The sequence below is a fragment of the Stenotrophomonas sp. PvP093 genome (assembly GCF_017876915.1).
GTDB classification, from domain to species: Bacteria; Pseudomonadota; Gammaproteobacteria; order Xanthomonadales; family Xanthomonadaceae; genus Stenotrophomonas; species Stenotrophomonas muris.
The window spans coordinates 2,610,815-2,635,929 of sequence record NZ_JAGIOX010000004.1 but is presented as its reverse complement, the minus strand read 5'-3'; the positions used below and the strand labels follow the sequence as shown (position 1 = coordinate 2,635,929).

Sequence of the window (25,115 nt, the reverse complement as noted above, 5' to 3'; positions counted from 1 at the left end):
CCCGCTTTGGCAGGTGCCAACCTTGGTTGGCACACCAGGAGCCTGCCAACCAAGGTTGGCCTCTACCATTTTGCTTACAGCTGGATCTGCTGGAAGTTCTCGACCCGCTCGTGGCCGTTGGCGGACTGGCCGGTACGCGGCATCGGGTAGTCATCCAGGCGGTCGATCAGCCGGGTCTGCAGGCCGGCTTCGCGGGCAGCATCCAGTTCTTCGACCACATCGGACAGGAACAGGATTTCGCCGGCCGGCACGCCAATGGCCTGCACGATGCGGCGGTAGCTGTCGGCCTCACGCTTGCCACCCATCTCGGTATCGAACCAGCCCGACACCAGCGGGCTGAGGTCACCGGCATCGCTGAAGCCGAAGAACAGCTTCTGTGCCGGCACCGAGCCGGAGGAGTACACGTACAGCGGCAGGCCGGAGGCATGCCAGCCCTTCAGCACCGGTGCCACTTCCGGGTAGAAGTGCGCGGTGTAGTCGCCGCGACGGTAGCCCTCATCCCAGATCAGGCCCTGCAGCGCCTTCAGTGCGGTGTGCTTGCGGTCCTGGTCAATCCAGCCCTGCAGCGTCTCGGCCACCAGGCTGTCCTGGCAGGCGCCGCCGATCTCGGTAGCCACCGCGTCCAGCCAGCGGCGGACCTCCGGCTGCTGGCCATGTTCGGCGACGAACGCGGGCAAGGCCTTGCGGGCATAGGGGAACAGCACGTTCTTGACGAACGAGATGCTGCTGGTGGTGCCTTCGATGTCGGTCAGGATGACGCGGGGCTGCATGGATCAGGACGCCTGGGTAGGTACGTAACGGGGGAACTTCTGCGCGATGTCGGTGCCGGTGAAATGACCCACCCAGCCGTCCGGCTCGGTGAAGAAGCGGATCGCCACGAAGCTCGGTTCATCGCCCATGTCGAACCAGTGGGTGGTGCCATCGGGCACGGCGATCAGGTCGTCCTTCACGCACTCGATCTCATAGACCTTGTCACCCACGTGCAGGGTGAACAGGCCCGAGCCTGCGACGAAGAAGCGCACCTCGTCTTCCTTGTGGAAGTGCTCGTCGAGGAACTTCTTGCGCAGCTCGGCGCGGTTCGGGTTGTCCGGGGCGATCGAGGCCACGTCCACGCTCTTGAAGCCGCGCTCGGCGACCAGGCGGTCGATGTCTGCACGGTAGGCGGCGAACACTTCCTCCTGGCTGGCGCCCGGCGCGACTGGCGCGGTGGCCTGCCAGCGCTCGAAGGTGACGCCGATCTTCTGCAGCTCGGCAGCGATGACCGCGCCGTCCTGGGTGTCCAGCAGCGGCGATTCGGGGCGGGTGTCGTCGTAGATGCGCAGTCGGCTCATGGCGGCAGCTTGAACGTCTCGGGGGGAAGACAGGGTAGCAGGGTGGGGGCGAGGCGCAGATTCCGGATCGGCATCTGCACCTGCGCGCAGGCTCAGCCGCGCAGCTTGCGCAGCTCGAGCTCGCAGTGGAACAGGAATTCGAAGGCTTCCAGGTGGCGGCGCGCCTCGGCCATGTCACGGCCCCAGGCATACAGGCCGTGGCCGTCGATCAGGTAACCCCACAGGTTCTGCCGGTCGAGCAGGTCGTCGACCTGCGCCGAGAGCACGTTCATGTCCTGGGTGTTGGCGAACACCGGCACGTCGATGGCCATTTCATGGGTGCTGTTGCCGGCGAAGGCCTTCAGCAGCTCGTAGCCTTCCAGGCGGATATGACCCTGCGGCGCGTACAGGCGCGAAGCGATGGTCTGCACCGGCGAATGCGTATGCAGCACACAGCCGATTTCCGGGAAGCGGCGGTACAGCTGGGTGTGCAGCAGGGTCTCGGCGGACGGGCGCAGCGGGCGACCGACGGCCAGGCCGTCGAAGTCCACCACCATGATGTCGTCCTCGATCAGCCGGCCCTTGTCCTTGCCGGACACGGTGATCGCGGCGTGGCGGTCATCCAGGCGGTGGGAGAAATTGCTGCTGGTGGCCGGGGTCCAGCCGGCGTGCGCCAGTTCGCGGACGTTGTCGATCAGCAGCTGGGCCAGTTCGCTCAGGCGCGCGGTGTCGTACGGGAAGGTGGGGGCGTTCATGCCGGCGATTTTACTGGATTCGGCCAACGGCTGAGCCCCTCGTGGCGGGTCGTGTAGAGCGGTTCATGGGCGGGCGGGGCGGGTGGGCCGTGCAGGGGACGCTGCAAGTACGTCCCTGTAAGCTCGATGGCGCCATACATGGCACCAACGCCCCTGCACGGCCCACCCACCCGCCTCGGACAGGTTCCGGCGTGCGGCCAGCCACGGAGTGAAGAAGGAAAAGCGAAAAGCGGGTCGCGGCGCTGGGCTTGCTCGGAGCCGAGCATGGCTCGGCTCTACAGGGGATTCATCGACCGGAGAGAATTCATCTCTCAGACGCAATTCATCCACGCATGGCGTGGATCTACTGGACGTGCCAGGAGACTGTCGGAGGCGGGGAGGGGGGAGGTTGCGGGGGCGTGAGCCGCATGGATGCGGCGACCGAGCTTACAGGGATGTACTTGCAGCGTCCCCCGCAATCTCCCCCCTCCCCGCCAAACCCTCAGCCCAGCTCTTGCCGTCGCTCCGGCTTCAAAGGCGGGTGCAGGGCCGCAGGCCCTGCAATACAAAAACCCCTTACTGACCCCGCAGGCGGCTGTGCCGGAGCCCGTAGCAGAAATAGATCACGAAACCGACGACCGTCCACACCCCCATCAGCATCCAGTTGTGCATCGTCATCGCCGACAGCAGCGCCAGGCAGCTCAGCACGCCCAGGCTGCAGATCAGCCACGCCATCGGCATGCGGAACGGGCGCGGCAGGTCCGGCTGGGTGCGGCGCAGGATCAGCACGCCGGCACAGACTGCGGCGAACGCGATCAGCGTGCCCATCGAGGTCAGCTCGCCGAGGATGTCCAGCGGGAACAGCGCCGCCAGCAGCGCGATGCCGATGCCGGTGATCACGGTGTTGATGTGCGGCGTGCGGTACTTCGGGTGGATCCGGGTGAACACCGGTGGCAGCAGGCCGTCGCGCCCCATGATCATGAAGATGCGCGGCTGGCCGATGATCATCACCAGCACCACCGAAGACAGGCCGACCAGCGCACCGACCTCGACCACCCAGCGCAGCCAGCCCAGCTGTGGGTGCGCGGCCACGGCAGTCACCACCGGCTCGTCGGTGCCCAGCAGCTGGAACGGCACCAGGCCAGTCATCACTGCGGCCATTGCGATATACAACACGGTGCAGATCACCAGCGACAGCATCATGCCGATCGGCATGTCACGCTGCGGGTTCTTCGATTCCTGCGCCGCCACCGATACCGCCTCGAAACCGATGTAGGCGAAGAACACCATCGCCGCGCCACGCAGCACGCCTTCCATGCCGTACTTGCCCGGGCCTTCATTGGCCGGAATGAACGGGGTCCAGTTGCTGGTGTCCACGTATTTCCAACCGACCACGATGACCAGCACGATCAGGCCGGTCTTGAGCACGACCATCGCCATGTTCATCGCCGAGGACTTGCTGATGCCGACGTAGCACAGCCAGGTCAGCAGCAGCACCAGTGCGGCGGCGGGCAGGTTGGCGATCGCGCCGGTGGGGCGCAGCTGCGCGTCCAGTGGCGCGCTGACCAGTGCCGCCGGTAGATGGATGTCGAACTGGCTGAGCAGGCTGAGGAAATAACCGGTCCAGCTGACCGCCACCGCCGAGGCGGAGACGCCGTACTCGAGCACCAGCATCCAGCCGATGAACCAGGCCGAGAGCTCGCCGAAGGTGGCGTAGGTGTAGGTGTAGGCGCTGCCGGAGACCGGCACCATCGAGGCGAATTCGGCATAGGCCAGCGCGCAGAAGGCGCAGCAGATGGCGGCCAGCACGAAGGACAGCATGATCGCCGGGCCGGCGTGGTTGGCGGCGGCCTGGCCGGTGATGACGAAGATGCCGCCGCCGATCACCGCGCCGATGCCCAGGGCGGTCAGCCCCCAGGGGCCAAGGTGGCGACGCAGGCTCAGGCCGTTGGCGTCTTCATGGGCGGCATGCGGATGCTTGGTGGCCCACAGTTGCTTGAACATGTGTGGTGGTCTTGTCGAAGCGCGCCATGGGCGGCGCGCGGGAAAACGGACGGGCCGGCGCGAGGCCGGCCCGAAGGCGGATCAGGGCGACTTGGCGAGCTTGCTGTTGCGGATGCCGTAGCCCAGGTAAATCAGCAGGCCGAGCAGCGTCCAGCCAACGAACAGGTGCCAATGCACCACGAACGCCTGCCAGAACAGGAACAGGCAGGTGGCCGCGCCGAGCGGGCAGATGATCCAGACCATCGGCACGCGGAACGGGCGGTGCAGGTCCGGCTTGGAATAGCGCAGCACCAGCACGCCGATGCAGACCGTGGCGAAGGCCAGCAGGGTGCCCATCGAGACCAGCTCGCCCAGCACGTTCAGCGGCACCAGGCCGGCCAGCGCGGCGGCGATCACGCCGACCACGATGGTGGCGACGTACGGGGTGCGGAAGCGGGCGTGGACCTTGCCGAAGAACTTCGGCAGCAGGCCGTCGCGGGAGATGGTGTAGGCGATGCGGGTCTGGCCCATCATCATCACCAGCACCACCGAGGACAGGCCGGCGATGGCGCCGACTTCCACGAACGTCTTCAGCCAGGACAGGGTCGGGTAGGGCTCCAGCGCGGTCGCCACCGGCTTGTCGGTGCCCAGCAGGTGGTACGGCATCATGCCGGTCAGCACCGCACAGACGATGATGTAGACGATCGTGCACACGGCCAGCGAGCCGAGCAGGCCGATCGGCATGTTGCGTTGCGGGTCCTTGGTCTCACCGGCAGCGGTGGAGACCGCATCGAAGCCGATGTACGCGAAGAACACGATGGTGGCGGCGCGGAAGATACCGCTCCAGCCGAACTCACCCGGCACGCCGGTGTTTTCCGGAATGAATGGGTGCCAGTTGGCCGGGTCGATGTGGGCCGCGCCGATGCCGATGAACAGGCAGATGACGGTGACCTTGATCGCCACGATGATGGCGTTGACGAACGCCGACTGGGTCACGCCCACGTACAGCAGGCCGGATACCGCCGCCACGATCAGCACCGCCGGCAGGTTGAACAGCTTGCCGGAGGAGACGAACTCGCTGCCGGTCCAGGCGATGGGCGCGGCGCTGAGCATGTCCGGGAAGGGCATGTGCAGCGTGGTGGTGATGAAGCTGATCAGGTAGGCCGACCAGCCCACCGCGACCGAGGCCGAGGCGAACAGGTACTCCAGCACCAGGCACCAGCCGATGAACCAGGCCATGCCTTCGCCGAGGGTGGCGTAGGAATAGGAGTAGGCACTGCCGGAGACCGGCATCATCGCCGCGAACTCGGCATAGCACAGGCCTGCCAGCGCACAGGCGAAACCGGCCAGCACGAACGACAGCATGACCGCCGGGCCCGCGTGGTTGGCTGCGGCCTGGCCGGTCAGCACGAAGATGCCTGCGCCGATCACCGCACCCACGCCCAGCAGGATGAGGTGTTTAGCCGTGAGGGTCCGTTTCAACGTGGCTTCGCCGTCCAGGCTGCCTTCGATGGGTTCGCCGGCATCGACGTGCCCGGCCGGCTCGACCGGCTTGACCCTCAACAGAGCTTTCAGCATGCAGTACTTCCTAGTGATCGGATGGGGTGGGCGGCCGATACGTTGCCGGCTGCCTTGATGGTGAAGGCCGTGCGAACGGCCCGCTGTACCTTAGCCAAAGCTGAAGCCAACGCACAAGCGCAATCGCAACAATGAACGGCGATAATGAGCAGTATTTTTCCGAACCGCCCCCATTCATGAGCCAGACCGCCGAAACCCTTGCCGCGCTTGACGATCGCCTGCGCGGCCTGCTCCGGGACTACGCGCGCCGCGAACCCGCCCACGACGCCCTGGCTGCCGAATTCGGCACATTGCTGGATGATCCGGAAGATCCGTTCCGCCGCGAGCGCCTGGCCGGCCACTTCACCGCCAGCTGCTGGCTGGTCAGCGCCGATGGCCAGCGCCTGCTGCTCACCCACCACCGCAAGCTGCAGCGCTGGCTGCAGCTGGGCGGCCACGCCGACGGCGACCGTGACCTGGCCCGGGTGGCGCTGAAGGAAGCCGAGGAGGAGTCGGGCCTGAGCGGCCTGGTGCTGGAAGACCCGGCCATCTTCGATCTGGACAAGCACTGGATTCCGGAGCGCAAGGACGTGCCGGGACACTGGCACTACGACGTGCGTTTCGTGATACGGGCGCTGGGGGGCGAGGCCTTCGTGCTCAGCGAGGAATCGCTCGACCTGGCCTGGCGGCCGGTGACCGAGGTCGCGGCCGATCCGGAATCGGATGAATCCATGCAGCGCATGGCACACCGCTGGCTGGCGCGCTAGCCATATGTAGAGCCGAGCCAATGCTCGGCTCAATGTCGGCCAGAAGTGCAGCCGAGCATGGGCTCGGCTCTACAAGTGCAAGGCGGAACGCGCGTCAGTACAGGATGCGCGTCCGCAGCGTGCCCGGAATCGCGGCCAGTTCGTCGCGGACGGCGGCGGCCTGCGCCTCGCTGGCGGTGATGTCGATCACCACGTAGCCCACCTTCGGGTCGGTGCGCAGGAACTGGCCGTCGATGTTGACGTTGTGGCGCGAGAAGATCTCGTTGACCCTGGACAGCACGCCCGGCACGTTCTGGTGGATGTGCAGCAGGCGCAGGCTGTCCTCGTGTTCGGGCAGGGTCACTTCCGGGAAGTTGACCGCCGACAGCGTGCTGCCGTTGTCGCTGTAGCGCACCAGCTTGGCCGCCACCTCCACGCCGATGTTGTCCTGCGCTTCCAGCGTGCTGCCGCCCACGTGCGGGGTCAGGATCACGTTGTCGTGGCGGGTCAGCGGCGATTCGAAGATATCGCCATTGCCCTTCGGCTCGACCGGGAACACGTCCAGCGCGGCACCACCGACGTGGCCGCTGGCCAGGGCCGCGTCCAGTGCATCGATGTCGACCACGGTGCCGCGCGCGGCATTGATCAGGTGCGCGCCCTTGCGCATCTTCGCCAGCTCGGTGCTGCCGATCATCCATTGCGTGGCTGGGGTCTCCGGCACATGCAGGGTGACGATGTCAGCCCGTGCCAGCAGGTCGTCCAGGCTGGCCGCTGCACGGGCATTGCCCAGTGCCAGCTTGGTTTCCACGTCGTGGAAGATCACCTGCATGCCCAGCGATTCGGCCAGCACGCCGACCTGGGTGCCGATGTGGCCGTAACCGATGATGCCCAGCGTCTTGCCGCGCACTTCATGGCTGCCGCTGGCCGACTTCGACCAGCCGCCGCGATGGCATTCGGCGTTCTTCTGCGGAATGCCGCGGGTCAGCATGATCGCCTCGGCGATCACCAGCTCGGCCACGCTGCGGGTGTTGGAGTAGGGCGCGTTGAACACCGGGATGCCGGCCAGCTCGGCTGCGTCCAGGTCGACCTGGTTGGTGCCGATGCAGAAGCAGCCCACCGCGATCAGGCGCTTGGCCTCGGCCAGCACCTCGGCGCTGAGCTGGGTGCGCGAGCGGATGCCGACGATGTGCGCCTCGGCGATGCGCGCCTTCAGTTCGTCCTCGGGCAGCGCCTTGGTGTGCGCCTCGATCTGGCTGTAGCCGGCGGCGCTGAACACCTCCACGGCGGTCTGGCTGACCCCCTCCAGCAACAGCACGCGGATATCCTGCTTCGGGAACGAGGTCTTCTTCGGCGACATGGGGCAACACGGCCAGTGGGACAGGGGCTGACCACTATGCCAGATCGAAGCGCCCATGGTGCAGTGCGCAATTGGTTGCATCCGTAGCTATCTGTATCGCTGCGGGGCTGGACGCTGGCGCGTACCGCTGGCACGCTTGCCCGTCTTCACGCACCGCGTTGGACCGTCATGACCGATTCCCGCATTGCCTCGCTGCAGCAGGCCTGTCCCGGCCTGAAGCTGAAGACCGACCCGGCCGACCTGGAGCATTACGGGCGCGACTGGACCCGGCGCTGGACGCCAGCGCCGCTGGCGATCGCACTGCCGGCCACGGTCGAGGAAGTACAGGCGGTGATGCGCTGGAGTGCGGGCGAGGGCGTGGCCGTGGTGCCGTCCGGCGGACGTACCGGCCTTTCCGGTGGCGCGGTGGCCGCCAACGGCGAGCTGGTGCTCAGCCTGGAACGGATGAACAAGGCACTGGCCTACGACGCGGTCGATCGCACCCTGGTGGTGCAGGCCGGCATGCCGCTGGAGGCCGTGCACAACGCCGCGCTGGACCACGGCCTGATCTACCCGGTGGACTTCGCTGCGCGCGGGTCGTGCACGATCGGCGGCAACATCGCCACCAATGCCGGCGGCATCCGCGTGATCCGCTATGGCAATACCCGCGAGTGGATCGCCGGGCTGAAGGTGGTTACCGCCAGCGGCGAACTGCTGGAACTCAACAAGGGCCTGATCAAGAACTCCAGCGGCTATGACTTCCGCCAGCTGCTGATCGGTTCGGAAGGCACGTTGGGCGTGATCGTCGAGGCGACAGTGAAACTCACCGATCCGCCGCCGGCCAGCAACGTGATGCTGCTGGCCGTGCCCAGCTTCGAGGTGCTGATGCAGGTGTTCGCCGCGTTCCGCGCGCGCCTGCAGCTGCAGGCCTTCGAATTCTTCACCGACCGGGCGCTGGAGCACGTGCTGGCGCATGGCGCGCAGGCACCGTTCGACGAGGTGCATCCGTACTACGTCGTCACCGAGTTCGCGGCCAACGACGAGGCACAGGAAGCCGCGGCGATGGCGGCCTTCGAGGACTGCATGGGCAACGGCTGGGTCAGCGACGGTGTGATCAGTGCCAGCGATGCCCAGGCCGCCCAGCTGTGGCGCCTGCGCGAAGGCATCACCGAGTCGCTGGCGCGCTACAAGCCCTACAAGAATGACGTCTCGGTGCGGATCTCGGCGATGCCGGCGTTCCTGGCCGAGACCCAGGCACTGATCGGGCAGGCCTACCCGCACTTCGACGTGGTCTGGTTCGGCCATATCGGCGATGGCAACCTGCACATCAACGTGCTCAAGCCGGACGACACCAGCGACGCCGACTTCGTGGCGCAGTGCGAGCACGTGACCAAGCTGCTGGCGCAGGTGCTGGCCCGCTTCGATGGCAGCATCTCGGCCGAGCACGGCATCGGACTGGTCAAGAAGGGCTACCTGGACAGCACCCGCGGCCGCGCCGAGATCGCGCTCATGAAGGCGGTCAAACGCGCGTTCGATCCCCAAGCGCGGCTGAATCCCGGCAAGCTGTTCGACGCCTGAGCCGGGCAAATCCTTCACGTACCCGTTACGCTCCACGCACCTTCACAACCGGCTTCGAACCGATGACCCGTCCGCTTCTGCTGCTCGCCCTGCTGTCCCTGCCGCTGGCCGGCTTCGCTTCCAGCTTCGCTGGCACCTCGGCCGGTTCGGCGACCGGTGCCTCCTCCGGTTCCTCGGGCAGCAGCTCGGGCGACGACAAGGTGGTGCGAGCCGCGCGCGACGATGCCGCTGCGTTCGTCGCCAGCGACGGCCAGATCCGTGGCGCCCGCCTGCAGGCCGCGCTGGTCCACCTGCGTGAGCAGAGCGCTGCCGCACAGCAACAGAGCGACCTGGAACTGGCCCGCGCGCTGCTGGCGCGTTGATGCGGGCTGCATGACCTCGGCGTCATCGCTTTCTGCAGAGCCGAGCCATGCCCGGCTGGATGCCCGGCGCACCCGGATCGCAACAGCAGCCGAGCATGGCTCGGCTCTACGGAAGCACAGCGTGCGGTGCGGGTGGATCGCCGCATTGGCATGGCTGCTCATCCCTTCCGTCCACGCGGCTGATCGGCTGCAGCTCGATCCCTCCGGTCTCGATCCGACGCAGCAGCAGCTCGCCAGCCAGACCCTGGCCGACGTGCAGTCCCTGCTGCCGGAAGGCCTGCTGCGCGCTTTGCCGGCTCAGGTGCAGGTGCGCTGGAGTGATGACCTTCCCGCCGAGGTGCACGGGCGCGCTTTCGCCGGCCGCATTACGTTGCGCCGCACCCTGCTGGATGACGGCATGCCCGGCAACCGCCGTGCGCGCCGCAGTGCGCTGGTGCATGAACTGACCCACGTCGCCGACCGTGGCGGTGCGAACTGGTCGCAGAGCGTGCGATGGCGTGACCTTGCGGGCTGGCAGCGCAGGCCCTGGCACCTCGGCCGGGGCGATAACGATTTCCGTGATCGCAGCCCGGATGTCTATGAACTGGCGAACCCGGCCGAGTACCTGGCCGTGAATGCCGAGCATTTCGTGCTCGACGGCGAGTTCGCCTGCCGGCGGCCCGCGTTGGCGCAGTGGTACCAGGCGCATTTCGGAACACCACCGTCGCTGCCACGGCCGCGGTGCGCCACGACGCTGCCCCTGCTGCAGGCCGAATCGGAGGAGGGCGCTGCATCGCTGCTGCAGCTCGACCCGGCGCGCGTCTACGCGGTGGACTACCTGTTCGCCGAAGGCAGTGCGCAGCCGATGAGTCGCTGGGGCCACAGCATGCTGCGGCTGGTGGTCTGCAAGCCGGGCCGCGTACCTGGGCCGGACTGCCGCCTGGACCTGGAGTACCACCGCGTGCTGTCGTTCCGCGCGTTCGTGGGCGACGTGCAGATATCCAACTGGCGTGGCCTGACCGGCGGCTATCCGTCGCGGCTGTTCGTGCTGCCCCTGCAGCAGGTGGTGGACGAGTACACCAAGGTCGAGCTGCGCGGGCTGCAGTCGCTGCCGCTGCAGTTGGGCCGCAGCGAAATCGCCAGCCTGCTCGAGCGCACCGCGCAGGTGCACTGGAGCTATGACGGGCGCTATTACTTCGTCAGCAACAACTGCGCGGTGGAAACCGCCAAGCTGCTGCAGGCCGGGGTGCCGCGCCTTGGCGAGGCGGGCCTGGCCCAACTGAGCCCGCGCGGCCTGAAGCGGCGACTGGTGCGGCTGGATGTGCTCGACGAGAGGGTACTGGCGGACCGCACTGCAGCGCAGGCGCAGGGCTACTACTTCGCCTCGGCGCGCGACCACTACCAGCAGTTGTTCGCAGTGGCCGCGGCCCAGCTGGCCTTGCCCGCTCGTGATGTGCGCGGCTGGTTGAAGCTGCCTGCACAGCAACGCGCACCGTGGCTGCTGCAGGGTGACCTGCGTGCCAGTGCCGGCCTGTTGCTGCTGGAACAGGCCGCGCAGCGGCGCGCCGAGCTGCGCGCACGCGATGTGCTCAAGCGGCAGCTGCTGGCCGCACCGGACAGCGCTGAAACGCGCAGCCTGCGCGGGTTGCTGGAGCAGAGCGGGCAGTGGCTGCGCCCGGGGACGCTGCTGCAGGATGACGGCTATGGATTGCCGCTGGGCGACGAGCAGGCGCTGCTGTCCGCGGCCGTGGCCACTGCCAGTGCGCAGGCCGTCCCGGCGTGGCAGGCATTGCGCGGCCAGCTGCGCCAGCAGCTGCCGATCCGCCAGCGCGAGGAAATGGATGCGATCGACGCCAATCTGGCCGCACTCGGTGCACACCTGCGTACGCAGGCAGCCCGCCCGGCTACTGGCGCGGCAGTTCGATGACGAAGCGGCTGCCGCCGGCGCTGCCCGGGATGCAGTAGACGCGGCCACCGTGCGCGTCGGCGATGGCCTTGACCACCGCCAGGCCGAGCCCGCTGCCGCCGCCCTGTCGCGAACGCGAACCGTCGCCACGCATGAACGGGGTGAAGATATCCGCGTGCAGTTCCGGGTCGATGCCCGGACCCTCGTCTTCGATCGCCACCTGCACGTGGCCGGGCGTGTCATGCACTGCAATCCGCACCTTGCCCGGGCTGGCATAGCGCCGCGCGTTCTCCAGCAGCGCCAGCAATGCCTGGCGCAGGCGGGTCGGGTCGCAGTGCGCGTTGTGTTCCTCGCGGCTGGTTTCCAGCTCCAGCACGAAGCCGGCGGCGCGGAACTGTGGATCGACCAGGGTCATCACCGAATGCACCTCGGCCGCCACGTCGGTGCGCGCGCGACGCACGTCCAGCCGCGCGTTGTCGGACAGGCTCAGCACGCGCAGGTCCTCGATCAGCCGTGACAGCCCTTCGACCTGGGCCAGCAGGCTGCGGAACTGCGACTCGTCTGGCTGGAACACACCCTCTGCCAGCCCCTGCAGGCGGCCACGCAGGATCGTCACCGGCGTGCGCAGCTCATGGGCGATGGCCGCGTGCCACATCGCGCGCTCGCTCTCCATGTGCTGCAGGCGGCGCGCCATCGCATTGAAGTCCTCGACCAGGGTCGCCACTTCGCCCGGCGAATTTTCCTCGACGCTGGCGCGTGCACCCAGGTCGCCGCCCGCGAGCGCACGCACGCTGTCCACCAGCGAATTCAGCGGCGACAGGATGCGGTGGGCGAGGCGGAACGAGGCGGCGATGGCCAGCGCCAGCCCGGTCAGGATCACGCCCACCATCCATGCCAGTTCCGGGCCGGTCGGCAGCCAGCTTTCCGGCTCCTCGGCACTGCCGGGGAAGAACTCGACCAGCACCGCGTACAGCAGCCACGATGACAGGATCATCATCACGATGACGCCGATCACCATCAGCGACATCGAAACGATGATGTGGCGGCTCAGCCCGGAGCGGCGCAGGGAGGGCATCAGCGATCGGCCATCAGCCGGTAGCCGACGCCACGCACGCTGGCTGGGACGTTGACCATGCCCACTTCATCCAGCTTGCGGCGCAGCTTGCTGACATGGCTGTCGACGGTGCGCTCCAGTGCTTCGCTTTCCGGCAGGCATTCGTGCATCAGCTCGCTGCGGCTGAAGATGCGCGTCGGCGCCAGCGCCATGCAGTGCAGCAGCTTGAACTCGGTGAGGGTGAGCAGCACTTCGTGGCTGTAGCCTTCGCCCTCCACGTGCACCGCGTGGGTGGCCGAGTCGATCAGCAGCGGGCCGACGCGCAACGCGGTGGGTGCGTCCACGCGCGCGGCGCGCAGCGTGCGCCGCAGTACGGCGCGCACGCGCGCGGCCACCTCGGCCGGGTTGAAGGGCTTGACCACGTAGTCATCAGCGCCCATCCGCAGCGCGGTCAGCTTGTCCAGGTCCTGGTCCAGTGCGGTCAGCATGATCACCGGCGTCTCGCCGCGCTGGCGCAGCTGGGTCAGCACGCTCCAGCCGTCCAGGCGCGGCAGCTGCACATCGAGCAGGACCAGGTCGGGCCGGGCGCTGCGGTGCAGGTCCAGTGCGCTGTGGCCATCGGCGGCGCGCAGCGTGCGCAGTCCTTCGCGTTCCAGGTAGGCAGTAAGGATGTCGGCGATCTCGGCCTCATCCTCGACGATCAGGACGAGGGCGGCGAGGGCAGGGGAGGCATGCATGCAGGGGCGGGGCCGTAAGGTGCTTGCCTCCATCGTATCTCCACAGTTCCTCCATCGAAACCCCATCATCGCCACGCAGACTGCGCGCTTCAGAACCTATCCGCCGCCTGCGCGGCATTGTGCACAGCAATGAGAACCTTCAGGACTCCGGTCGCGTTGATCGCGGCCCTCGCCTTGGCCATGACGGCCTGCTCCACTCCCGAAGCCACCCCCGAGGCGGCGCCGCGCGTCAGCGTGATCAGCGTCGGCCCGCAGGTGGTGCAACGTGACGACGAACTGCCAGGCCGCGTCGCGGCGGTGCGCACCGCGCAGATCCGCGCACAGGTGGGCGGCATCGTGCAGCGGCGCCTGTTCGACCAGGGGGCGGAAATCAGTGCAGGCCAGGCCTTGTTCCAGATTGACCCGGCAGCGTTCCGGGCCGACGTCGATTCGGCGCTGGCCGCACTGCAGCGCAGTGAGGCGGCGTTGGGCCGCAGTCGCGTGCAGTCGCAGCGCCTGCACGCCCTGGCTGCCGCGCAGGCGGTCAGCCAGCAGCATCGGGACGACGCCAGCGCCGAGTACGAGCAGGCACGCGCGGCAGTGAATGAAGCGCGCGCGATCCTGTCCCGTCGCCAGCTCGACCTGCGCTATGCCACGGTCAGCGCACCGATTGCCGGTCGTATCGATCAGGCATTGGTGACCGAAGGTGCGCTGGTCGGCGTGGCCGATGCCGAGCCGATGGCCGTGGTACAGCAGATCGACCAGGTCTACGTGGATGTGCGCCAGCCGGCGGCGCAGCTGGAGTCGCTGCAGCGCAGTGCGGCCGGCGGCGACAAGCTGCCGGTGACCATCATCGGTGCCGCCGGCAAGCCGCTGCCCGAGCGTGGCCAGCTGCTGTTCTCCGGTATCAATGTCGATGCACGGACGGGTGATGTGATCCTGCGCATCCTGGTGGACAACCCGCGGCGGCAGCTGCTGCCCGGCATGTATGTGCGCGCGAGGGTGCCGCGGGGTGCCCCGGCCAGCGCGTTGACCGTGCCACAGCAGGCCGTGCTGCGCAGCGCCGGTGGCCAGGCCTATGCCTGGGTGATAGGCGCCGACGGCAGGGCGGTGATCCGCACGCTGGAGGTGGACGGCAGCGTCGATCGCCAGTGGCTGGTGCGCGCGGGCCTGAAGGCCGGCGAGAAAGTGGTGGTCGAGGGCCAGGAGCGCCTGCAGGAAGGCGTGGTGGTCGATGCGCGCGACTGGCAGAAGCCGGTCGCCAGCGCCGGTGCGGTGCAGGCCGGCAGCAACGGCTGAGCCTTTCCCGGGACAGCCCCTCCAGGAAAATCCAACATGGCACGTTTCTTCATCGATCGCCCGGTGTTCGCCTGGGTGCTGGCGATCTTCATCATCCTGGCCGGCGCGCTGGCGATTCCGCGCCTGGCCGTGGAGCGCTATCCGGCGGTCGCGCCGCCCAGCGTCAGCATCTATGCCAGCTACCCGGGTGCGAGCCCGCAGACGTTGAACGATGCGGTGGTCGGCCTGATCGAGCGCGAGCTGTCCAGCGTCAAGCATCTGCTGTACTTCGAATCGTCGGTGGACACCTCCGGCGAAGCCTCGATCACCGCCACCTTCAAGCCCGGCACCAATCCGGAACTGGCGCAGGTGGACGTGCAGAACCGGATCAAGGCGATCGAGCCGCGCCTTCCGCGCAGCGTGCGGCAGAACGGCCTGTTCGTGGAGGCCGCCGATTCCGGCTTCCTGATGCTGGTCGGCCTGCGTTCGCCGGATGCCAGCGTCAGCGAGGCCGCGCTGGGCGATTTCATGGCGCGCAACATCATCGAAGAGCTGCGCCGCATCGATGGCGTCGGTCGCGTGCAGTTGTTCGGTGCCGAGCAGGCGATGCGCGTGTGGCTGGACCCGACCCGGTTGACCGGCTACGGCCTGACCATGGGCGATGTGGCCACTGCCATCGAGCAGCAGAACCTGGAGATCTCGCCGGGGCGCATCGGTGATTCGCCGGGTGTTCCAGGCCAGCGCATCACCGTGCCGCTCAGCGCCGACGGCCAGTTGTCCACGCCGGAACAGTTCGCGGCGATCGTACTGCGCGCCGGGGCCGACGGTTCACGGGTGGTGCTGGGTGATGTCGCCCGCGTCGAACTGGGCGCGCAGAGCTATGCCTGGGGCACCCGCGAGGATGGCCATCCGGCCACCGCCGCCGGGGTGCAGCTGCGGCCGGGCGCGAATGCGGTGCGCACGGCGTCGGCGGTCCGTGAGCGCATGGCGGAACTGGCGCCGCTGTTGCCGCGCGGCGTGGAGGCGAGCATCCCGTTCGACACCGCGCCGTTCGTGAAGATCTCGATCCAGAAGGTGGTGCAGACGCTGCTGGAGGCGATGCTGCTGGTGTTCGCGGTGATGTACCTGTTCCTGCAGAACTGGCGCTACACGCTGATTCCGGCGCTGGTTGCACCGATCGCGCTGCTCGGTACCTTCGCGGTGATGCTGGCGCTGGGCTTCTCGATCAACGTGCTGACCATGTTCGGCATGGTGCTGGCGATCGGCATCATCGTCGACGACGCGATCGTGGTGGTCGAGGGCGTGGAGCGGATCATGGCCGAGGAGGGCCTGCCGCCGCGCGAGGCGACCATCAAGGCGATGCGCGAGCTGACCGGCGCGGTGATCGGCATCACCCTGGTGCTGACTGCGGTGTTCATTCCGATGGCCTTGGCCAGCGGCTCGGTGGGCGCGATCTACCGCCAGTTCACCGTGGCGATGGCGGTGTCGATCCTGTTTTCGGCGCTGCTGGCACTGAGCCTGACACCGGCGCTGTGCGCGACCCTGCTGCGCCCGAACACCTACGGCCATCATGGTCGTGGCGGGCTGTTCGGCGCCTTCAATCGTGGCTTCGAGGCGTTGACCGGGCGCTACCAGCGTGGCGTGGCCTCCGTGCTGCAGCGAAGCGGCCGGGTGATGGGCGTGTTCGCCGCGCTGGTGGCGGCGCTGCTGCTGGGCCTGCACTGGCTGCCGGGCGCGTTCCTGCCGGAAGAGGACCAGGGCTATTTCATGACCTCGATCCAGCTGCCGGCCGAAGCCACCGCCGAACGCACGCTGGCGGTGGTCGAAGCCTACGAACGGCACGTGGCCTCGCGCCCGGGCATCGGCTCCAACCAGTCGATCCTCGGTTACAGCTTCTCCGGTTCCGGCCCGAGCGCGGCGCTGACCTACACCATGCTGAAGGACTGGGGCGAGCGTGCTGGCGCCACCGCGGCCGGCGAGGTGGAGGCCGCGCAGCAGGCGATGGCCACGGTTGCCGAGGGCGAAGTGATGAGCGTGATGCCGCCGGCGATCGACAGCCTGGGCCGTTCGTCCGGGTTCTCGCTGGCCCTGCAGGCGCGTACCGGGCAGAGCCAGGCCGAGCTGCGCGCGGCCCTGCAGCAGCTGCTGAAGCTGGCCGACGCCAGTCCGCTGCTGTCGGAGGTGCATGCCGATGGCCTGCCGGCAGGTACCAGCGTGCGGCTGGACATTGATCGCGCCAAGGCCGAGGCGATGGGCGTGGGCTTCGAGCACATCAGCAGCACGCTGTCAGCGGCGATGGGCTCGCAGTACGTCAATGATTTCCCCAACAAGGGCCGGTTGCAGCAGGTGATCCTGCAGGCCGACGCGCCGCATCGCATGGAACTGGAGGACGTGCTGAATCTGTACGTGCGCAACAGCGAGGGCGGCATGGTGGCGTTGTCGGAACTGGTGACCCCGCACTGGACCGAGGCGCCGCTGCAGCTGCAGCGCTACCTCGGCTTCCCGGCGTTGAATCTGTCCGGCGCACCGGCCTCCGGCGTGTCGACCGGCCAGGCCATGGCGGAGATGGAGCGGTTGGCTGGGAAGCTGCCGTCCGGTTTTGCCCTGCAGTGGACCAGCCAGTCGCTGCAGGAGCGTGAGTCGGGGGCGCAGGCGCCGTGGCTGCTGCTGTTGTCGATGCTGGTGGTGTTCCTGGTGCTGGCGGCGCTGTACGAGAGCTGGTCGATCCCGCTGGCGGTGATGCTGGTGGTGCCACTCGGCCTGCTCGGTGCGGTCGCCGCGGTGCTGTTGCGTGGCATGCCCAACGATGTGTTCTTCAAGGTCGGCATGATCACCGTGATCGGGCTGTCGGCGAAGAACGCGATCCTCATTGTCGAGTTCGCGCGGCAGCTGCAGCAGCAGGGGCGCGGCCTGGTCGAGGCGGCATTGGAGGCGGCCAGGCTGCGCCTGCGCCCGATCGTGATGACCTCGCTGGCATTCGCGCTGGGCGTGGTGCCGCTGATGCTGGCGCAGGGCGCGTCGAAGGAAACCCAGCAGGCGATTGGAACCGGTGTGTTCGGCGGGATGGTCAGTGCGACCGTGCTGGCCGTGTTCTTCGTGCCGGTCTTCTATGTAGTGGTGCAGGGCGCGCGGCAGTGGATCGCGCAGCGCCTGCGCAGGCGCCGGCCGATGCCGGGAGGAACCGTGGATGGAACGGAACATCGTTGAAGATCTGCATGAGCAACAGTTGATGGCGCTGGAGCAGCGCCTGTGCGCGGCGCTGCTGGAAAATGACCACGATGCGTTGAACGCGCTGGTATCGCCGGCCTTGTTCATGATGGAAGGCCACGGCGGCCGCATGCTCGATCTGCCATGGCTGGGCGATTGGCTGGCCGGCAGCCTGCAGGTGCGAAGCCTGCAGCTGCACGCGGTGGAGGCGCTGCTGTGTGGCCGCCTGGCGTTGCTGTCCAGCGACGTGCGGTTGTCCGTGTGGCGGCAGGGCCGGGAGCGTGAAGTGAAGCTGCGCCTGCTGCGGGTCTGGACCTGCAGTTCCGCCGGCAGCGGTGCGCAGCTGTTGTCGATGGCGGTACTGGCCGCGTGAGTACGGTCAGGCCGCTTTCAGGCCGCGCTCACCGGCAGGTGGTAGGGTCGAAGGTCTCTGTAGTGTCGACAAGGAGTCGAGCCATGCGTGTAGTTCCCAGTCTGTTGGCAGCCTCGCTCGGGTTGGTGCTGGCCGCGTGCCAGCCGGCCCAGGCACCCGCTGCGGGCGGCACCGATGCCGCGCCGCCGGCGGCGCCCGAACCGGCTGCCAGCACCAGCGCCGGTACTGGCAGCGAGACCACGTACCAGTGTGGTGATCTGAGCGTGCGCGCGGCCTTCAATGGCGAGGATGCGGCCACGGTGGTGATCGGCGAACGTACCTTCGCCATGACCTCCGAACGTACGGCGTCGGGTGCCAGGTACGGTGATGGCCAGGGCAACAGCTTCTGGGCCAAGGGCAGCGATGACGGCCTGTTGAGCCTGAAGGGCGAGGCGGACCGCGAGTGCCATGCGGTCGAAGCGACCGAAGGCGATGGCAGCGCGGGCACGGCCGCGTTCCGCGCCACGGGCAACGAGCCGGGCTGGTTGGCGGTCGTCGATGGCGACGCGCCGGGCCTGCGGGTGGAAGTTGACTATGGCGAGCGTCGCTTCGACGTCGCCACGCCCACCGAAGGTGCTGACGGTTGGAGTGGCAAGGCGTCCGACGGTACCGACGTCAAGCTCAGCTTCCAGCGCACCACCTGCCAGGACGACATGAGCGGCGAGGCGTTCGATGCCAAGGTGAACCTGACCATCGGCACCCGCCAGTACCACGGCTGCGGCAACTTCGGCGCGAAGCAGCCGTAAGCCTTCTGTAGAGCCGAGTCCACGCTCGGCTCTACACGATCGCTACATCCGATGCGCTGCCCGCTGCCTGCGGCGAGCACGCCGCAAGCAGGGACAGGCAGCCGATCAGCGCAAGGCGCTTAGTCGGCGCGGCCGGCGAATTCGCCGGTGGCGGTGTTCACCAGCACGCGTTCGCCGTTGACGATGTATTCCGGCACCATGATCTCGATGCCGGTGTTGAGCTTGGCCGGCTTCGGGCGCTTGGTGGCAGTGCCGCCCTTCAGTTCCGGCGGGGTCTCGATCACTTCCAGCACCACCGAGGCCGGCAGCTGGATCGCCACCGGCTGCTCGTCGATCACCTGCACGTAGATGCCGGTCAGGCCGTCGGTGATGTAGCCGGCGTCGTCGCCGATCACGTCCGCGTCCAGGGTGTAGGGCGTGTAGTCCTCGTCATCGAGGAACACGAAGGCATCGCCGTCCTTGTACGAATAGGTGGACTGGCGGCGCAGCAGTTCGACCTCGACCAGGTTGTCGTCGGCATCGAAGCTGGCGTCGAGCTTGTTGCCGCCCGGCACGCTGTACATGATGAAGCGGAAGCGGACGTTGCCGCCGCGACCCTGCGGCGAGCTGCGCTCGATGTCGCGGATCTGGTACACGCCGTTGTTGTACTCGACGACGTTGCCCTTCTTGATGTCGTTGGCTTTCATGGTGATCTAGGTCGTTGGGGGAGGGCGCCGTCCCGGCGCCCGGGGGGAATCACTTCGGAGCGAGGCGGGTAGCGCCGTCCAGGCGGATGGTCTCGCCGTTGAGGTAGGTGTTGCCGAGGATGAAGCCGACCAGGCTGGCGAAGTCTTCCGGCTTGCCCAGGCGCGACGGGAACGGGATCGAGGCGGCCAGCGACTGCTGCACGGCTTCGGGCATGCCATCGACCATCGGCGTCCAGAACACGCCAGGAGCAATCGTATTGACGCGGATGCCGAAGCGCGACAGTTCGCGCGCCATCGGCAGCGTCATCGACACCACGCCGCCCTTGCTGGCGGCATACGCGGCCTGGCCGATCTGTCCTTCATAGGCAGCGATGCTGGCGGTGTTGATGATCACGCCGCGCTCGCCGTCTTCGCCGGCGTCGTTGTGCTGCATGCGGTTGGCCGCGGCCTTGGCGACGTTGAAGCTGCCGACCAGGTTGACCATCACCGTGCCCTGGAAGCCGGCCAGCGGCATCGGGCCTTCCTTGCCGAGCACGCGACCGGCGCCGAGGATGCCGGCGCAGTTCATCGCCACGTTCAGGCCGCCGAGGAAATCGTGGGCTTGGTCGATGGCTGCAGCCACGGCCGCCTCATCGCTGACATTGACATTGAAATAGCGGGCCTTGTCGGCACCCAGCCCGGCAACGGCAGCTGCACCCTTGTCGTCGTTGAGGTCGAACAGAGCCACCTTGCCGCCCTGGGCGACGAGGTGCTGGGCCACGGCCAGGCCGAGGCCGGAGACGCCGCCAGTGATCACGGCACGTACGGAAGACAGCTGCATTGAACGGTCCTGCAGGTTCGAGAGCCGCCGATTCTAACGGAAGCGGCGACCGTCGCCGTTGTGCGCTGCGCCGCCCGAGCGGGAGCGGCGCAGCGGGGTGCTCAGCCGGCCGCTGCGAGCGCCTGGCCGGTGCGGCTGGCGGTGGCGCGGCCGAGCAGGCCGGCCAGCCAGCGGCCGGTCTCGGCCAGTGCCGGCAGGTCCACGCCACTGTCCAGGCCCAGGCCCTGCAGCAGGTAGACCACGTCCTCGCTGGCGACGTTGCCGCTGGCCCCCTTCGCGTACGGGCAGCCACCGGCGCCCGAGACTGAACTGTCGACCACGCGCACGCCTGCTTCCAGGCAGGTGGCGATGTTGGCGATGGCCTGGCCGTAGGTGTCGTGGAAGTGCACGGCCAAGGCTTCCATCGGGATCTCGGCAGCGACCGCCTGCAGCATCGCCCGTGCCTTGCGTGGGGTGCCGACGCCGATGGTGTCGCCCAGCGAGATTTCGTAACAGCCCATCTGGTGCAGCGCGCGCGCCACCCGCACCACGTCGGCCAGCGGCACCTCGCCCTGGTAGGGGCAGCCGAGCACGGTAGAGACGTAGCCGCGCACGCGCACGCCATCGGCGGCGGCGCGGCGCAGGATCGGCTCGAACCGGGCCAGCGATTCGTCGATGCCGGCATTGGTGTTGGTGCGGTTGAAGGCCTCGGACGCAGCGGTGAACACCGCCACTTCCTCCACGCCCACCGCGCGGGCGCGGTCGTAGCCCTGTTCGTTCGGCACCAGCACCGGGTAGTGGATGCCCGGCCGGCGCTGGATGCCGGCGTAGACCTCGGCGGCATCGGCCAGCTGCGGAATCCACTTCGGGCTGACGAAACTGGTCGCCTCGATGCTGCGCAGGCCGGTGGCCGACAAGCGGTTGATCAGTTCGATCTTGTCGGCGGTGGACACCGATTGCTTTTCGTTCTGAAGGCCGTCACGCGGGCCGACCTCGACGATGCGGACGTAGTCGCTCATGCAGCCACCTCGCCGATGGGGCGATGGCAGACCGCTTCGATGTTGTTGCCGTCCGGGTCGAGCACGAAGGCGGCGTAGTAATCCGGGTGGTACCACGGGCGCAGGCCCGGCGCGCCGTTGTCGCGGCCACCGGCGGCGAGGGCGGCGGCGTGGAAGGCGTCCACCTGCGCGCGGCTGGCGCAGGCGAAGGCCACGTGCACGCCGTGGCTGGCGGTGCCGCCATTGCCGAGCCAGAAGAACGGCTTGCCGTCGCTGCCGAAGCCGATGTGGTCGTGGTCGCCGGTCTGTTCGGCGCTCACTTCCATCACCACGCCGATCTGCAGCGGCGCCAGCGCCTGCAGGAAGAAGGTCTTGCTGCGCGCCAGGTCGGCGCTGGTCAAACCAAGATGATCGAGCATGTTCAGGCTTCCGTGACCCAATGGGGGGCGCGCTTGTCGAGGAAGGCGCCCAGGCCTTCCTGGCCCTCGGCGGACACCCGCAGGCGCGCGATCAGGGCGGCATTATCCCGATCCAGCGCGTCGCGGTCATGGCTGTCGCGGACCTGCCGGACCAGCTGCTTGGCGGTGGACGAGGCGATCGGGCCGGCCTTGTCGAGCAGGGCCAGCTGGCGCTCCAGCGCTTCGTCCAGGCGCTCGGGCTCGACCAGCTGGTGGACCAGGCCGATGCGCAGTGCGGTATCGGCGTCGAAGTGCTCGCCGGTGGCGAACCAGCGCCGCGCCTGGCGCGGGCCGATGGCCTCGATCACGTAAGGCGAGATCACCGCCGGCAGCAGGCCAAGGCGGCTTTCGGTCAGGCCGAAGCGGGCCGAGGTGCTGGCGATGGCAATGTCGCAGCAGGCAACCAGGCCGACGCCGCCACCGAAGGCCGCGCCGTGGACCCGGGCCAGGGTCGGTTTGGGCAGCTCGTCCAGGGTGCGCATCAGCCGTGCCAGTGCCAGCGAGTCCTCGCGGTTGTCGGCCTCGCTGGCCGCCGCCATGCCGCGCATCCACTGCATGTCGGCGCCGGCCGAGAAGGAGGCGCCGTGGCCGGCGACCACCACGGCCCGGACCGAATCATCGCGGCCGGCGGCTTCCAGCGCGGCGGTCAGCCGGGCGATCAGGCTGGCGTCAAAGGCGTTGTGCAGCTCCGGCCGGTTCAGCCAGAGGGTGAGGACGGCGCCACGGCGCTCGATCTGCAAAGCATCGTTCATGGGATTCCAGGGTCACTCCATACCTGTATGGATCATAGCGGGCCATTGGTCATGGGCCATGACGCGACGCGGGAATGTTAGAATCGAGAACCATTTACATCCAGCAGAGAACACGCTAGATGACGCTGTCCGAACTGCCGCTGCACACCTCGGCCGTGGTCGAGTCCGTGCAGGACCTGCATGCCAACGATGCCATTGCCCGTCGCCTGCGCGAGCTGGGTTTCGTGAACGGCGAGGAAGTGCGCCTGGTGGCCAAGGGCCCGGTGGGCGGCGAGCCGCTGCTGGTGCAGGTCGGGTTCACCCGGTTCGCGCTGCGGATCAGTGAAGCCAAGCGGGTCGTGGTCGACGCCGCCAGCCAGGAACGACGTGCATGACCGCAATCGCCGCCACCGCCCCCCTGCGCATTGCGCTGGTCGGTAACCCCAACAGCGGCAAGACCGCGCTGTTCAACCAGCTGACCGGCAGCCGGCAGAAGGTCGCCAACTACACCGGCGTCACCGTCGAGCGCAAGGAGGGCCGCCTGCGTGCGCCGTCCGGCCGTGAATTCGCCGTGCTTGACCTGCCGGGTGCCTACAGCCTGCATCCGGCCAGCCTGGACGAGGCGATCACCCGTGACCTGTGCCGGGGCTTCTACCCGGGCGAGGCCGCGCCGGACGTGCTGCTGTGCGTGATCGACGCCACCAACCTGCGCCTGCACCTGCGCTTCGCGCTGGAGCTGCGCGAACTGGGCAAGCCGATGGTGGTGGCCCTGAACATGGTCGATGCGGCCCAGCGCCGCGGCATCCAGGTGGATGTGGCCGCGCTGGAGCGCGAGCTGGGTGTGCCGGTGGTGGAGACCGTGGCGGTGCGCAAGCAGGGCGCCAAGGCCCTGGTCGAGCGCCTGGACGCGATGGTGCCGCACCTGGATGCACCGGTGCCGGGCCCGGAAGGTGGCATCGACTACCACGCCAAGGTGCGCGGGATCCTGTCGGTCGCCGTGCGGATGCCGGCACGGACCGCGAAGATCGACGACGCGCTGGACCGCTGGCTGCTGCACCCGGTGTTCGGCCTGGTCAGCCTGGCGGTGGTGATGTTCCTGATCTTCCAGGCGGTGTACGCCTGGGCGACGCCGCTGATGGACGGCATCGAGGCTGGCTTCGCCTGGCTCGGCACCTTTGTTGGCAGCGTGCTGCCGGAAGGCCCGCTGGCCAGCCTGCTGACCGACGGCATCATCGCAGGCGTCGGCGGCGTGGTGGTGTTCCTGCCGCAGATCCTGATCCTGTTCTTCTTCATCCTGGTGCTGGAGGAGTCCGGCTACCTGCCGCGTGCGGCGTTCCTGCTCGACCGCATGATGGCGGCCGCCGGCCTGTCCGGTCGCTCGTTCATCCCGCTGCTGTCCAGCTTCGCCTGCGCGGTGCCGGGCATCATGTCCACGCGCAGCATCCAGGACCCGCGTGACCGCCTGGCCACGATCCTGGTGGCGCCGCTGATGACCTGCTCGGCGCGCCTGCCGGTGTACGCGCTGCTGATCGGTGCGTTCATTCCGCAGAAGACGGTGTGGGGCGTGTTCAACCAGCAGGGCCTGGTGCTGTTCGGCCTGTATGCGGCGGGCATTCTCAGCGCGCTGGCGATGTCGTGGATCATGAAGAAGTGGCGTCGCGACAAGAGCGAGCACCCGCTGATGCTGGAGCTGCCGTCGTACCGCCTGCCGCATGTGCGCGACCTGGCCGTGGGGCTGTACGAGCGCGGCATGATCTTCCTCAAGCGCGTCGGCGGCATCATCCTGGCGCTGACCATCCTGCTGTGGGTGCTGCTGTCGTTCCCGGCGGCACCGGCCGACGCCACGATGCCAGCCATCGACTACAGCTACGCCGGCCAGATCGGCCATGCGATGGCGGTGTTCTTCGCGCCGCTGGGCTTCAACTGGCAGATCTGCATCGCGCTGATCCCGGGCCTGGCCGCGCGCGAGGTGGCGGTGTCGTCGCTGGCCACCGTGTATGCGCTGTCGGCCGCCGATGACGATGCCGCCAGCCAGGCGCTGACCCCGCTGATCAGCGATGGCTGGTCGCTGGCGACCGCGCTGTCGCTGCTGGTCTGGTACATCTACGCCCCGATGTGCATCTCGACGCTGGCCACCATCAAGCGCGAGACCAATTCGTGGAAGCAGATGGGCTTTGCCGCGTTCTACCTGTTCGCAGCGGCTTATGTGGCCGCACTGATCACCTACCAGGTGACCAGGGCGCTGGGAGGCGGCTGATGGATACCGGCCTGCTGATCCAGTACCTGATCATCGCGGTGGCTGTGCTGGTCAGTGCCTGGGTGGTGCTGAAGAAGCAGTTCCCGGGCACCGTGCGCACGCTGCGCGGTGCGTTGGCGTTGGCCCTGTTGAAGCCGGGCCGCGCCGCCTGGCTGCAGGCGCTGGGGCGGAAGATCGCGCCGCCGGCAACGGGTGGTGGTGGTGCCTGTGGCGGTTGCGACAGCTGCGGGCCGAGCAAGAAGTGAAGTAGCGTCGAGCCTGTTCGGCTGCGGCCGCCTGGTG

Annotated in this window: 24 protein-coding genes; 11 read left to right on the top strand and 13 right to left on the bottom strand. The window is 68.0% G+C overall.

From position 1 onward, the window contains the following. Positions 1 to 74: 74 nt before the first annotated feature. From mtnC to J3A72_RS14630, 5 genes are all read right to left on the bottom strand, one after another. Positions 75 to 770: an acireductone synthase gene (mtnC, locus tag J3A72_RS14650; protein ID WP_014646969.1), complete on the bottom strand. Its 696-nt coding sequence runs from the start codon at positions 768 to 770 to the stop codon at positions 75 to 77. Between the two features lie 3 nt (positions 771 to 773). Then, positions 774 to 1,331 carry an acireductone dioxygenase gene (locus J3A72_RS14645; RefSeq protein WP_005409451.1) on the bottom strand — a complete coding sequence of 186 codons (558 nt, stop codon included), beginning with the start codon at positions 1,329 to 1,331 and terminating at the stop codon, positions 774 to 776. A gap of 92 nt (positions 1,332 to 1,423) precedes the next feature. Then, positions 1,424 to 2,065, bottom strand: coding sequence for a methylthioribulose 1-phosphate dehydratase (locus tag J3A72_RS14640; RefSeq protein ID WP_041863375.1), 642 nt, complete (start codon positions 2,063 to 2,065; stop codon positions 1,424 to 1,426). A 555-nt stretch (positions 2,066 to 2,620) separates the two neighbouring features. After that, on the bottom strand, positions 2,621 to 4,048 hold the full coding sequence (locus J3A72_RS14635; protein WP_075077097.1) for an amino acid permease: 1,428 nt from the start codon (positions 4,046 to 4,048) through the stop codon (positions 2,621 to 2,623). A gap of 81 nt (positions 4,049 to 4,129) precedes the next feature. Further along, positions 4,130 to 5,605 carry an amino acid permease gene (locus J3A72_RS14630; protein ID WP_014646972.1) on the bottom strand — a complete coding sequence of 492 codons (1,476 nt, stop codon included), beginning with the start codon at positions 5,603 to 5,605 and terminating at the stop codon, positions 4,130 to 4,132. 131 nt (positions 5,606 to 5,736) lie between these two features. Here J3A72_RS14630 and J3A72_RS14625 point away from each other — a divergent pair, with 131 nt between their 5' ends. After that, entirely contained in the window at positions 5,737 to 6,351 is a 615-nt protein-coding gene (locus J3A72_RS14625) for an NUDIX hydrolase (RefSeq protein ID WP_080469304.1), read from the top strand. 94 nt (positions 6,352 to 6,445) lie between these two features. Here the strand turns inward: J3A72_RS14625 and serA are convergent, their stop codons facing one another. Further along, complete coding sequence (gene serA, locus J3A72_RS14620) at positions 6,446 to 7,687, bottom strand: phosphoglycerate dehydrogenase (RefSeq protein WP_005416356.1); 1,242 nt, start codon at positions 7,685 to 7,687, stop codon at positions 6,446 to 6,448. A 168-nt stretch (positions 7,688 to 7,855) separates the two neighbouring features. On the opposite strand from serA, the gene J3A72_RS14615 reads away from it, so the two are divergent. From J3A72_RS14615 to J3A72_RS14605, 3 genes are all read left to right on the top strand, one after another. Further along, complete coding sequence (locus J3A72_RS14615; protein WP_075077095.1) at positions 7,856 to 9,244, top strand: FAD-binding oxidoreductase; 1,389 nt, start codon at positions 7,856 to 7,858, stop codon at positions 9,242 to 9,244. Between the two features lie 62 nt (positions 9,245 to 9,306). Next, positions 9,307 to 9,606 carry a DUF2388 domain-containing protein gene (locus J3A72_RS14610; protein ID WP_014646975.1) on the top strand — a complete coding sequence of 100 codons (300 nt, stop codon included), beginning with the start codon at positions 9,307 to 9,309 and terminating at the stop codon, positions 9,604 to 9,606. Positions 9,607 to 9,751: 145 nt separating this feature from the next. Beyond that, positions 9,752 to 11,512 carry a DUF4105 domain-containing protein gene (locus tag J3A72_RS14605; RefSeq protein ID WP_049440070.1) on the top strand — a complete coding sequence of 587 codons (1,761 nt, stop codon included), beginning with the start codon at positions 9,752 to 9,754 and terminating at the stop codon, positions 11,510 to 11,512. Here the strand turns inward: J3A72_RS14605 and J3A72_RS14600 are convergent. Beyond that, a complete protein-coding gene (locus J3A72_RS14600) occupies positions 11,490 to 12,566 on the bottom strand; it encodes an ATP-binding protein (protein ID WP_075077094.1) in 1,077 nt (358 codons plus the stop codon). The two genes, J3A72_RS14605 and J3A72_RS14600, sit on opposite strands and share 23 nt — an antisense overlap. Next, positions 12,566 to 13,282: a response regulator gene (locus J3A72_RS14595; RefSeq protein ID WP_172617733.1), complete on the bottom strand. Its 717-nt coding sequence runs from the start codon at positions 13,280 to 13,282 to the stop codon at positions 12,566 to 12,568. Before J3A72_RS14595 ends, J3A72_RS14600 begins: the two co-directional genes overlap by 1 nt. Positions 13,283 to 13,411: 129 nt before the next feature. Between J3A72_RS14595 and J3A72_RS14590 the strand changes: the two genes are divergently transcribed. The 4 genes from J3A72_RS14590 (at position 13,412) to J3A72_RS14575 (ending at position 18,904) form a co-directional block, all read left to right on the top strand. After that, positions 13,412 to 14,560 carry an efflux RND transporter periplasmic adaptor subunit gene (locus J3A72_RS14590; protein ID WP_075077092.1) on the top strand — a complete coding sequence of 383 codons (1,149 nt, stop codon included), beginning with the start codon at positions 13,412 to 13,414 and terminating at the stop codon, positions 14,558 to 14,560. A gap of 36 nt (positions 14,561 to 14,596) precedes the next feature. After that, positions 14,597 to 17,746: a multidrug efflux RND transporter permease subunit gene (locus J3A72_RS14585; protein ID WP_075077091.1), complete on the top strand. Its 3,150-nt coding sequence runs from the start codon at positions 14,597 to 14,599 to the stop codon at positions 17,744 to 17,746. Continuing rightward, on the top strand, positions 17,727 to 18,119 hold the full coding sequence (locus J3A72_RS14580; RefSeq protein ID WP_075077090.1) for a nuclear transport factor 2 family protein: 393 nt from the start codon (positions 17,727 to 17,729) through the stop codon (positions 18,117 to 18,119). Before J3A72_RS14585 ends, J3A72_RS14580 begins: the two co-directional genes overlap by 20 nt. An 83-nt stretch (positions 18,120 to 18,202) precedes the next feature. Further along, entirely contained in the window at positions 18,203 to 18,904 is a 702-nt protein-coding gene (locus tag J3A72_RS14575; protein ID WP_075077089.1) for an MliC family protein, read from the top strand. Positions 18,905 to 19,023: 119 nt separating this feature from the next. Here J3A72_RS14575 and yeiP read toward each other — a convergent pair whose 3' ends face one another. The 5 genes from yeiP to J3A72_RS14550 all read right to left on the bottom strand — a co-directional run bounded on the left by yeiP (position 19,024) and on the right by J3A72_RS14550 (position 22,597). Beyond that, the gene (gene yeiP / locus J3A72_RS14570) at positions 19,024 to 19,590 is read right to left on the bottom strand and encodes an elongation factor P-like protein YeiP (protein ID WP_005409468.1); all 567 of its coding nucleotides are present in this window, start codon (positions 19,588 to 19,590) and stop codon (positions 19,024 to 19,026) included. Between the two features lie 49 nt (positions 19,591 to 19,639). After that, positions 19,640 to 20,410, bottom strand: a complete 771-nt coding sequence (locus J3A72_RS14565; RefSeq protein ID WP_014646983.1) for an SDR family oxidoreductase — start codon at positions 20,408 to 20,410, stop codon at positions 19,640 to 19,642. Positions 20,411 to 20,511: 101 nt separating this feature from the next. Beyond that, complete coding sequence (locus J3A72_RS14560) at positions 20,512 to 21,408, bottom strand: hydroxymethylglutaryl-CoA lyase (RefSeq protein WP_075077088.1); 897 nt, start codon at positions 21,406 to 21,408, stop codon at positions 20,512 to 20,514. Next, positions 21,405 to 21,806, bottom strand: a complete 402-nt coding sequence (locus J3A72_RS14555; protein ID WP_014646985.1) for a VOC family protein — start codon at positions 21,804 to 21,806, stop codon at positions 21,405 to 21,407. The genes J3A72_RS14560 and J3A72_RS14555 overlap by 4 nt, the downstream gene beginning before the upstream one ends. A 2-nt stretch (positions 21,807 to 21,808) precedes the next feature. Further along, positions 21,809 to 22,597, bottom strand: coding sequence for an enoyl-CoA hydratase/isomerase family protein (locus J3A72_RS14550; RefSeq protein ID WP_014037048.1), 789 nt, complete (start codon positions 22,595 to 22,597; stop codon positions 21,809 to 21,811). 119 nt (positions 22,598 to 22,716) lie between these two features. Here J3A72_RS14550 and J3A72_RS14545 point away from each other — a divergent pair, with 119 nt between their 5' ends. From J3A72_RS14545 to J3A72_RS14535, 3 genes are read left to right on the top strand one after another with little or no spacing between them, the layout of a single operon-like run. Then, positions 22,717 to 22,971 (top strand): FeoA family protein, encoded by a 255-nt coding sequence (locus J3A72_RS14545; protein ID WP_005416370.1) that lies wholly within the window; start codon positions 22,717 to 22,719, stop codon positions 22,969 to 22,971. Beyond that, the gene (locus J3A72_RS14540; protein ID WP_032959475.1) at positions 22,968 to 24,833 is read left to right on the top strand and encodes a ferrous iron transporter B; all 1,866 of its coding nucleotides are present in this window, start codon (positions 22,968 to 22,970) and stop codon (positions 24,831 to 24,833) included. Before J3A72_RS14545 ends, J3A72_RS14540 begins: the two co-directional genes overlap by 4 nt. Next, a complete protein-coding gene (locus J3A72_RS14535; protein WP_049440085.1) occupies positions 24,833 to 25,078 on the top strand; it encodes a DUF6587 family protein in 246 nt (81 codons plus the stop codon). Before J3A72_RS14540 ends, J3A72_RS14535 begins: the two co-directional genes overlap by 1 nt. Positions 25,079 to 25,115 lie beyond the last annotated feature (37 nt).

What these genes read in the sequence shown, in the direction of transcription:
- J3A72_RS14615 (WP_075077095.1), top strand. Translation starts at nt 7,856, where the DNA reads ATGACCGATTCCCGCATTGCCTCGCTGCAGCAGGCCTGTCCCGGCCTG.
- J3A72_RS14535 (WP_049440085.1), top strand. Translation starts at nt 24,833, where the DNA reads ATGGATACCGGCCTGCTGATCCAGTACCTGATCATCGCGGTGGCTGTG.
- J3A72_RS14560 (WP_075077088.1), bottom strand. Translation starts at nt 21,408, where the DNA reads ATGAGCGACTACGTCCGCATCGTCGAGGTCGGCCCGCGTGACGGCCTT.
- J3A72_RS14645 (WP_005409451.1), bottom strand. Translation starts at nt 1,331, where the DNA reads ATGAGCCGACTGCGCATCTACGACGACACCCGCCCCGAATCGCCGCTG.
- J3A72_RS14610 (WP_014646975.1), top strand. Translation starts at nt 9,307, where the DNA reads ATGACCCGTCCGCTTCTGCTGCTCGCCCTGCTGTCCCTGCCGCTGGCC.
- mtnC (WP_014646969.1), bottom strand. Translation starts at nt 770, where the DNA reads ATGCAGCCCCGCGTCATCCTGACCGACATCGAAGGCACCACCAGCAGC.
- J3A72_RS14630 (WP_014646972.1), bottom strand. Translation starts at nt 5,605, where the DNA reads ATGCTGAAAGCTCTGTTGAGGGTCAAGCCGGTCGAGCCGGCCGGGCAC.
- J3A72_RS14625 (WP_080469304.1), top strand. Translation starts at nt 5,737, where the DNA reads ATGAACGGCGATAATGAGCAGTATTTTTCCGAACCGCCCCCATTCATG.
- J3A72_RS14595 (WP_172617733.1), bottom strand. Translation starts at nt 13,282, where the DNA reads ATGCATGCCTCCCCTGCCCTCGCCGCCCTCGTCCTGATCGTCGAGGAT.
- serA (WP_005416356.1), bottom strand. Translation starts at nt 7,687, where the DNA reads ATGTCGCCGAAGAAGACCTCGTTCCCGAAGCAGGATATCCGCGTGCTG.
- J3A72_RS14555 (WP_014646985.1), bottom strand. Translation starts at nt 21,806, where the DNA reads ATGCTCGATCATCTTGGTTTGACCAGCGCCGACCTGGCGCGCAGCAAG.
- J3A72_RS14545 (WP_005416370.1), top strand. Translation starts at nt 22,717, where the DNA reads ATGACGCTGTCCGAACTGCCGCTGCACACCTCGGCCGTGGTCGAGTCC.
- J3A72_RS14550 (WP_014037048.1), bottom strand. Translation starts at nt 22,597, where the DNA reads ATGAACGATGCTTTGCAGATCGAGCGCCGTGGCGCCGTCCTCACCCTC.
- J3A72_RS14565 (WP_014646983.1), bottom strand. Translation starts at nt 20,410, where the DNA reads ATGCAGCTGTCTTCCGTACGTGCCGTGATCACTGGCGGCGTCTCCGGC.
- J3A72_RS14580 (WP_075077090.1), top strand. Translation starts at nt 17,727, where the DNA reads ATGGAACGGAACATCGTTGAAGATCTGCATGAGCAACAGTTGATGGCG.
- J3A72_RS14640 (WP_041863375.1), bottom strand. Translation starts at nt 2,065, where the DNA reads ATGAACGCCCCCACCTTCCCGTACGACACCGCGCGCCTGAGCGAACTG.
- J3A72_RS14585 (WP_075077091.1), top strand. Translation starts at nt 14,597, where the DNA reads ATGGCACGTTTCTTCATCGATCGCCCGGTGTTCGCCTGGGTGCTGGCG.
- yeiP (WP_005409468.1), bottom strand. Translation starts at nt 19,590, where the DNA reads ATGAAAGCCAACGACATCAAGAAGGGCAACGTCGTCGAGTACAACAAC.
- J3A72_RS14590 (WP_075077092.1), top strand. Translation starts at nt 13,412, where the DNA reads ATGAGAACCTTCAGGACTCCGGTCGCGTTGATCGCGGCCCTCGCCTTG.
- J3A72_RS14635 (WP_075077097.1), bottom strand. Translation starts at nt 4,048, where the DNA reads ATGTTCAAGCAACTGTGGGCCACCAAGCATCCGCATGCCGCCCATGAA.
- J3A72_RS14540 (WP_032959475.1), top strand. Translation starts at nt 22,968, where the DNA reads ATGACCGCAATCGCCGCCACCGCCCCCCTGCGCATTGCGCTGGTCGGT.
- J3A72_RS14600 (WP_075077094.1), bottom strand. Translation starts at nt 12,566, where the DNA reads ATGCCCTCCCTGCGCCGCTCCGGGCTGAGCCGCCACATCATCGTTTCG.
- J3A72_RS14575 (WP_075077089.1), top strand. Translation starts at nt 18,203, where the DNA reads ATGCGTGTAGTTCCCAGTCTGTTGGCAGCCTCGCTCGGGTTGGTGCTG.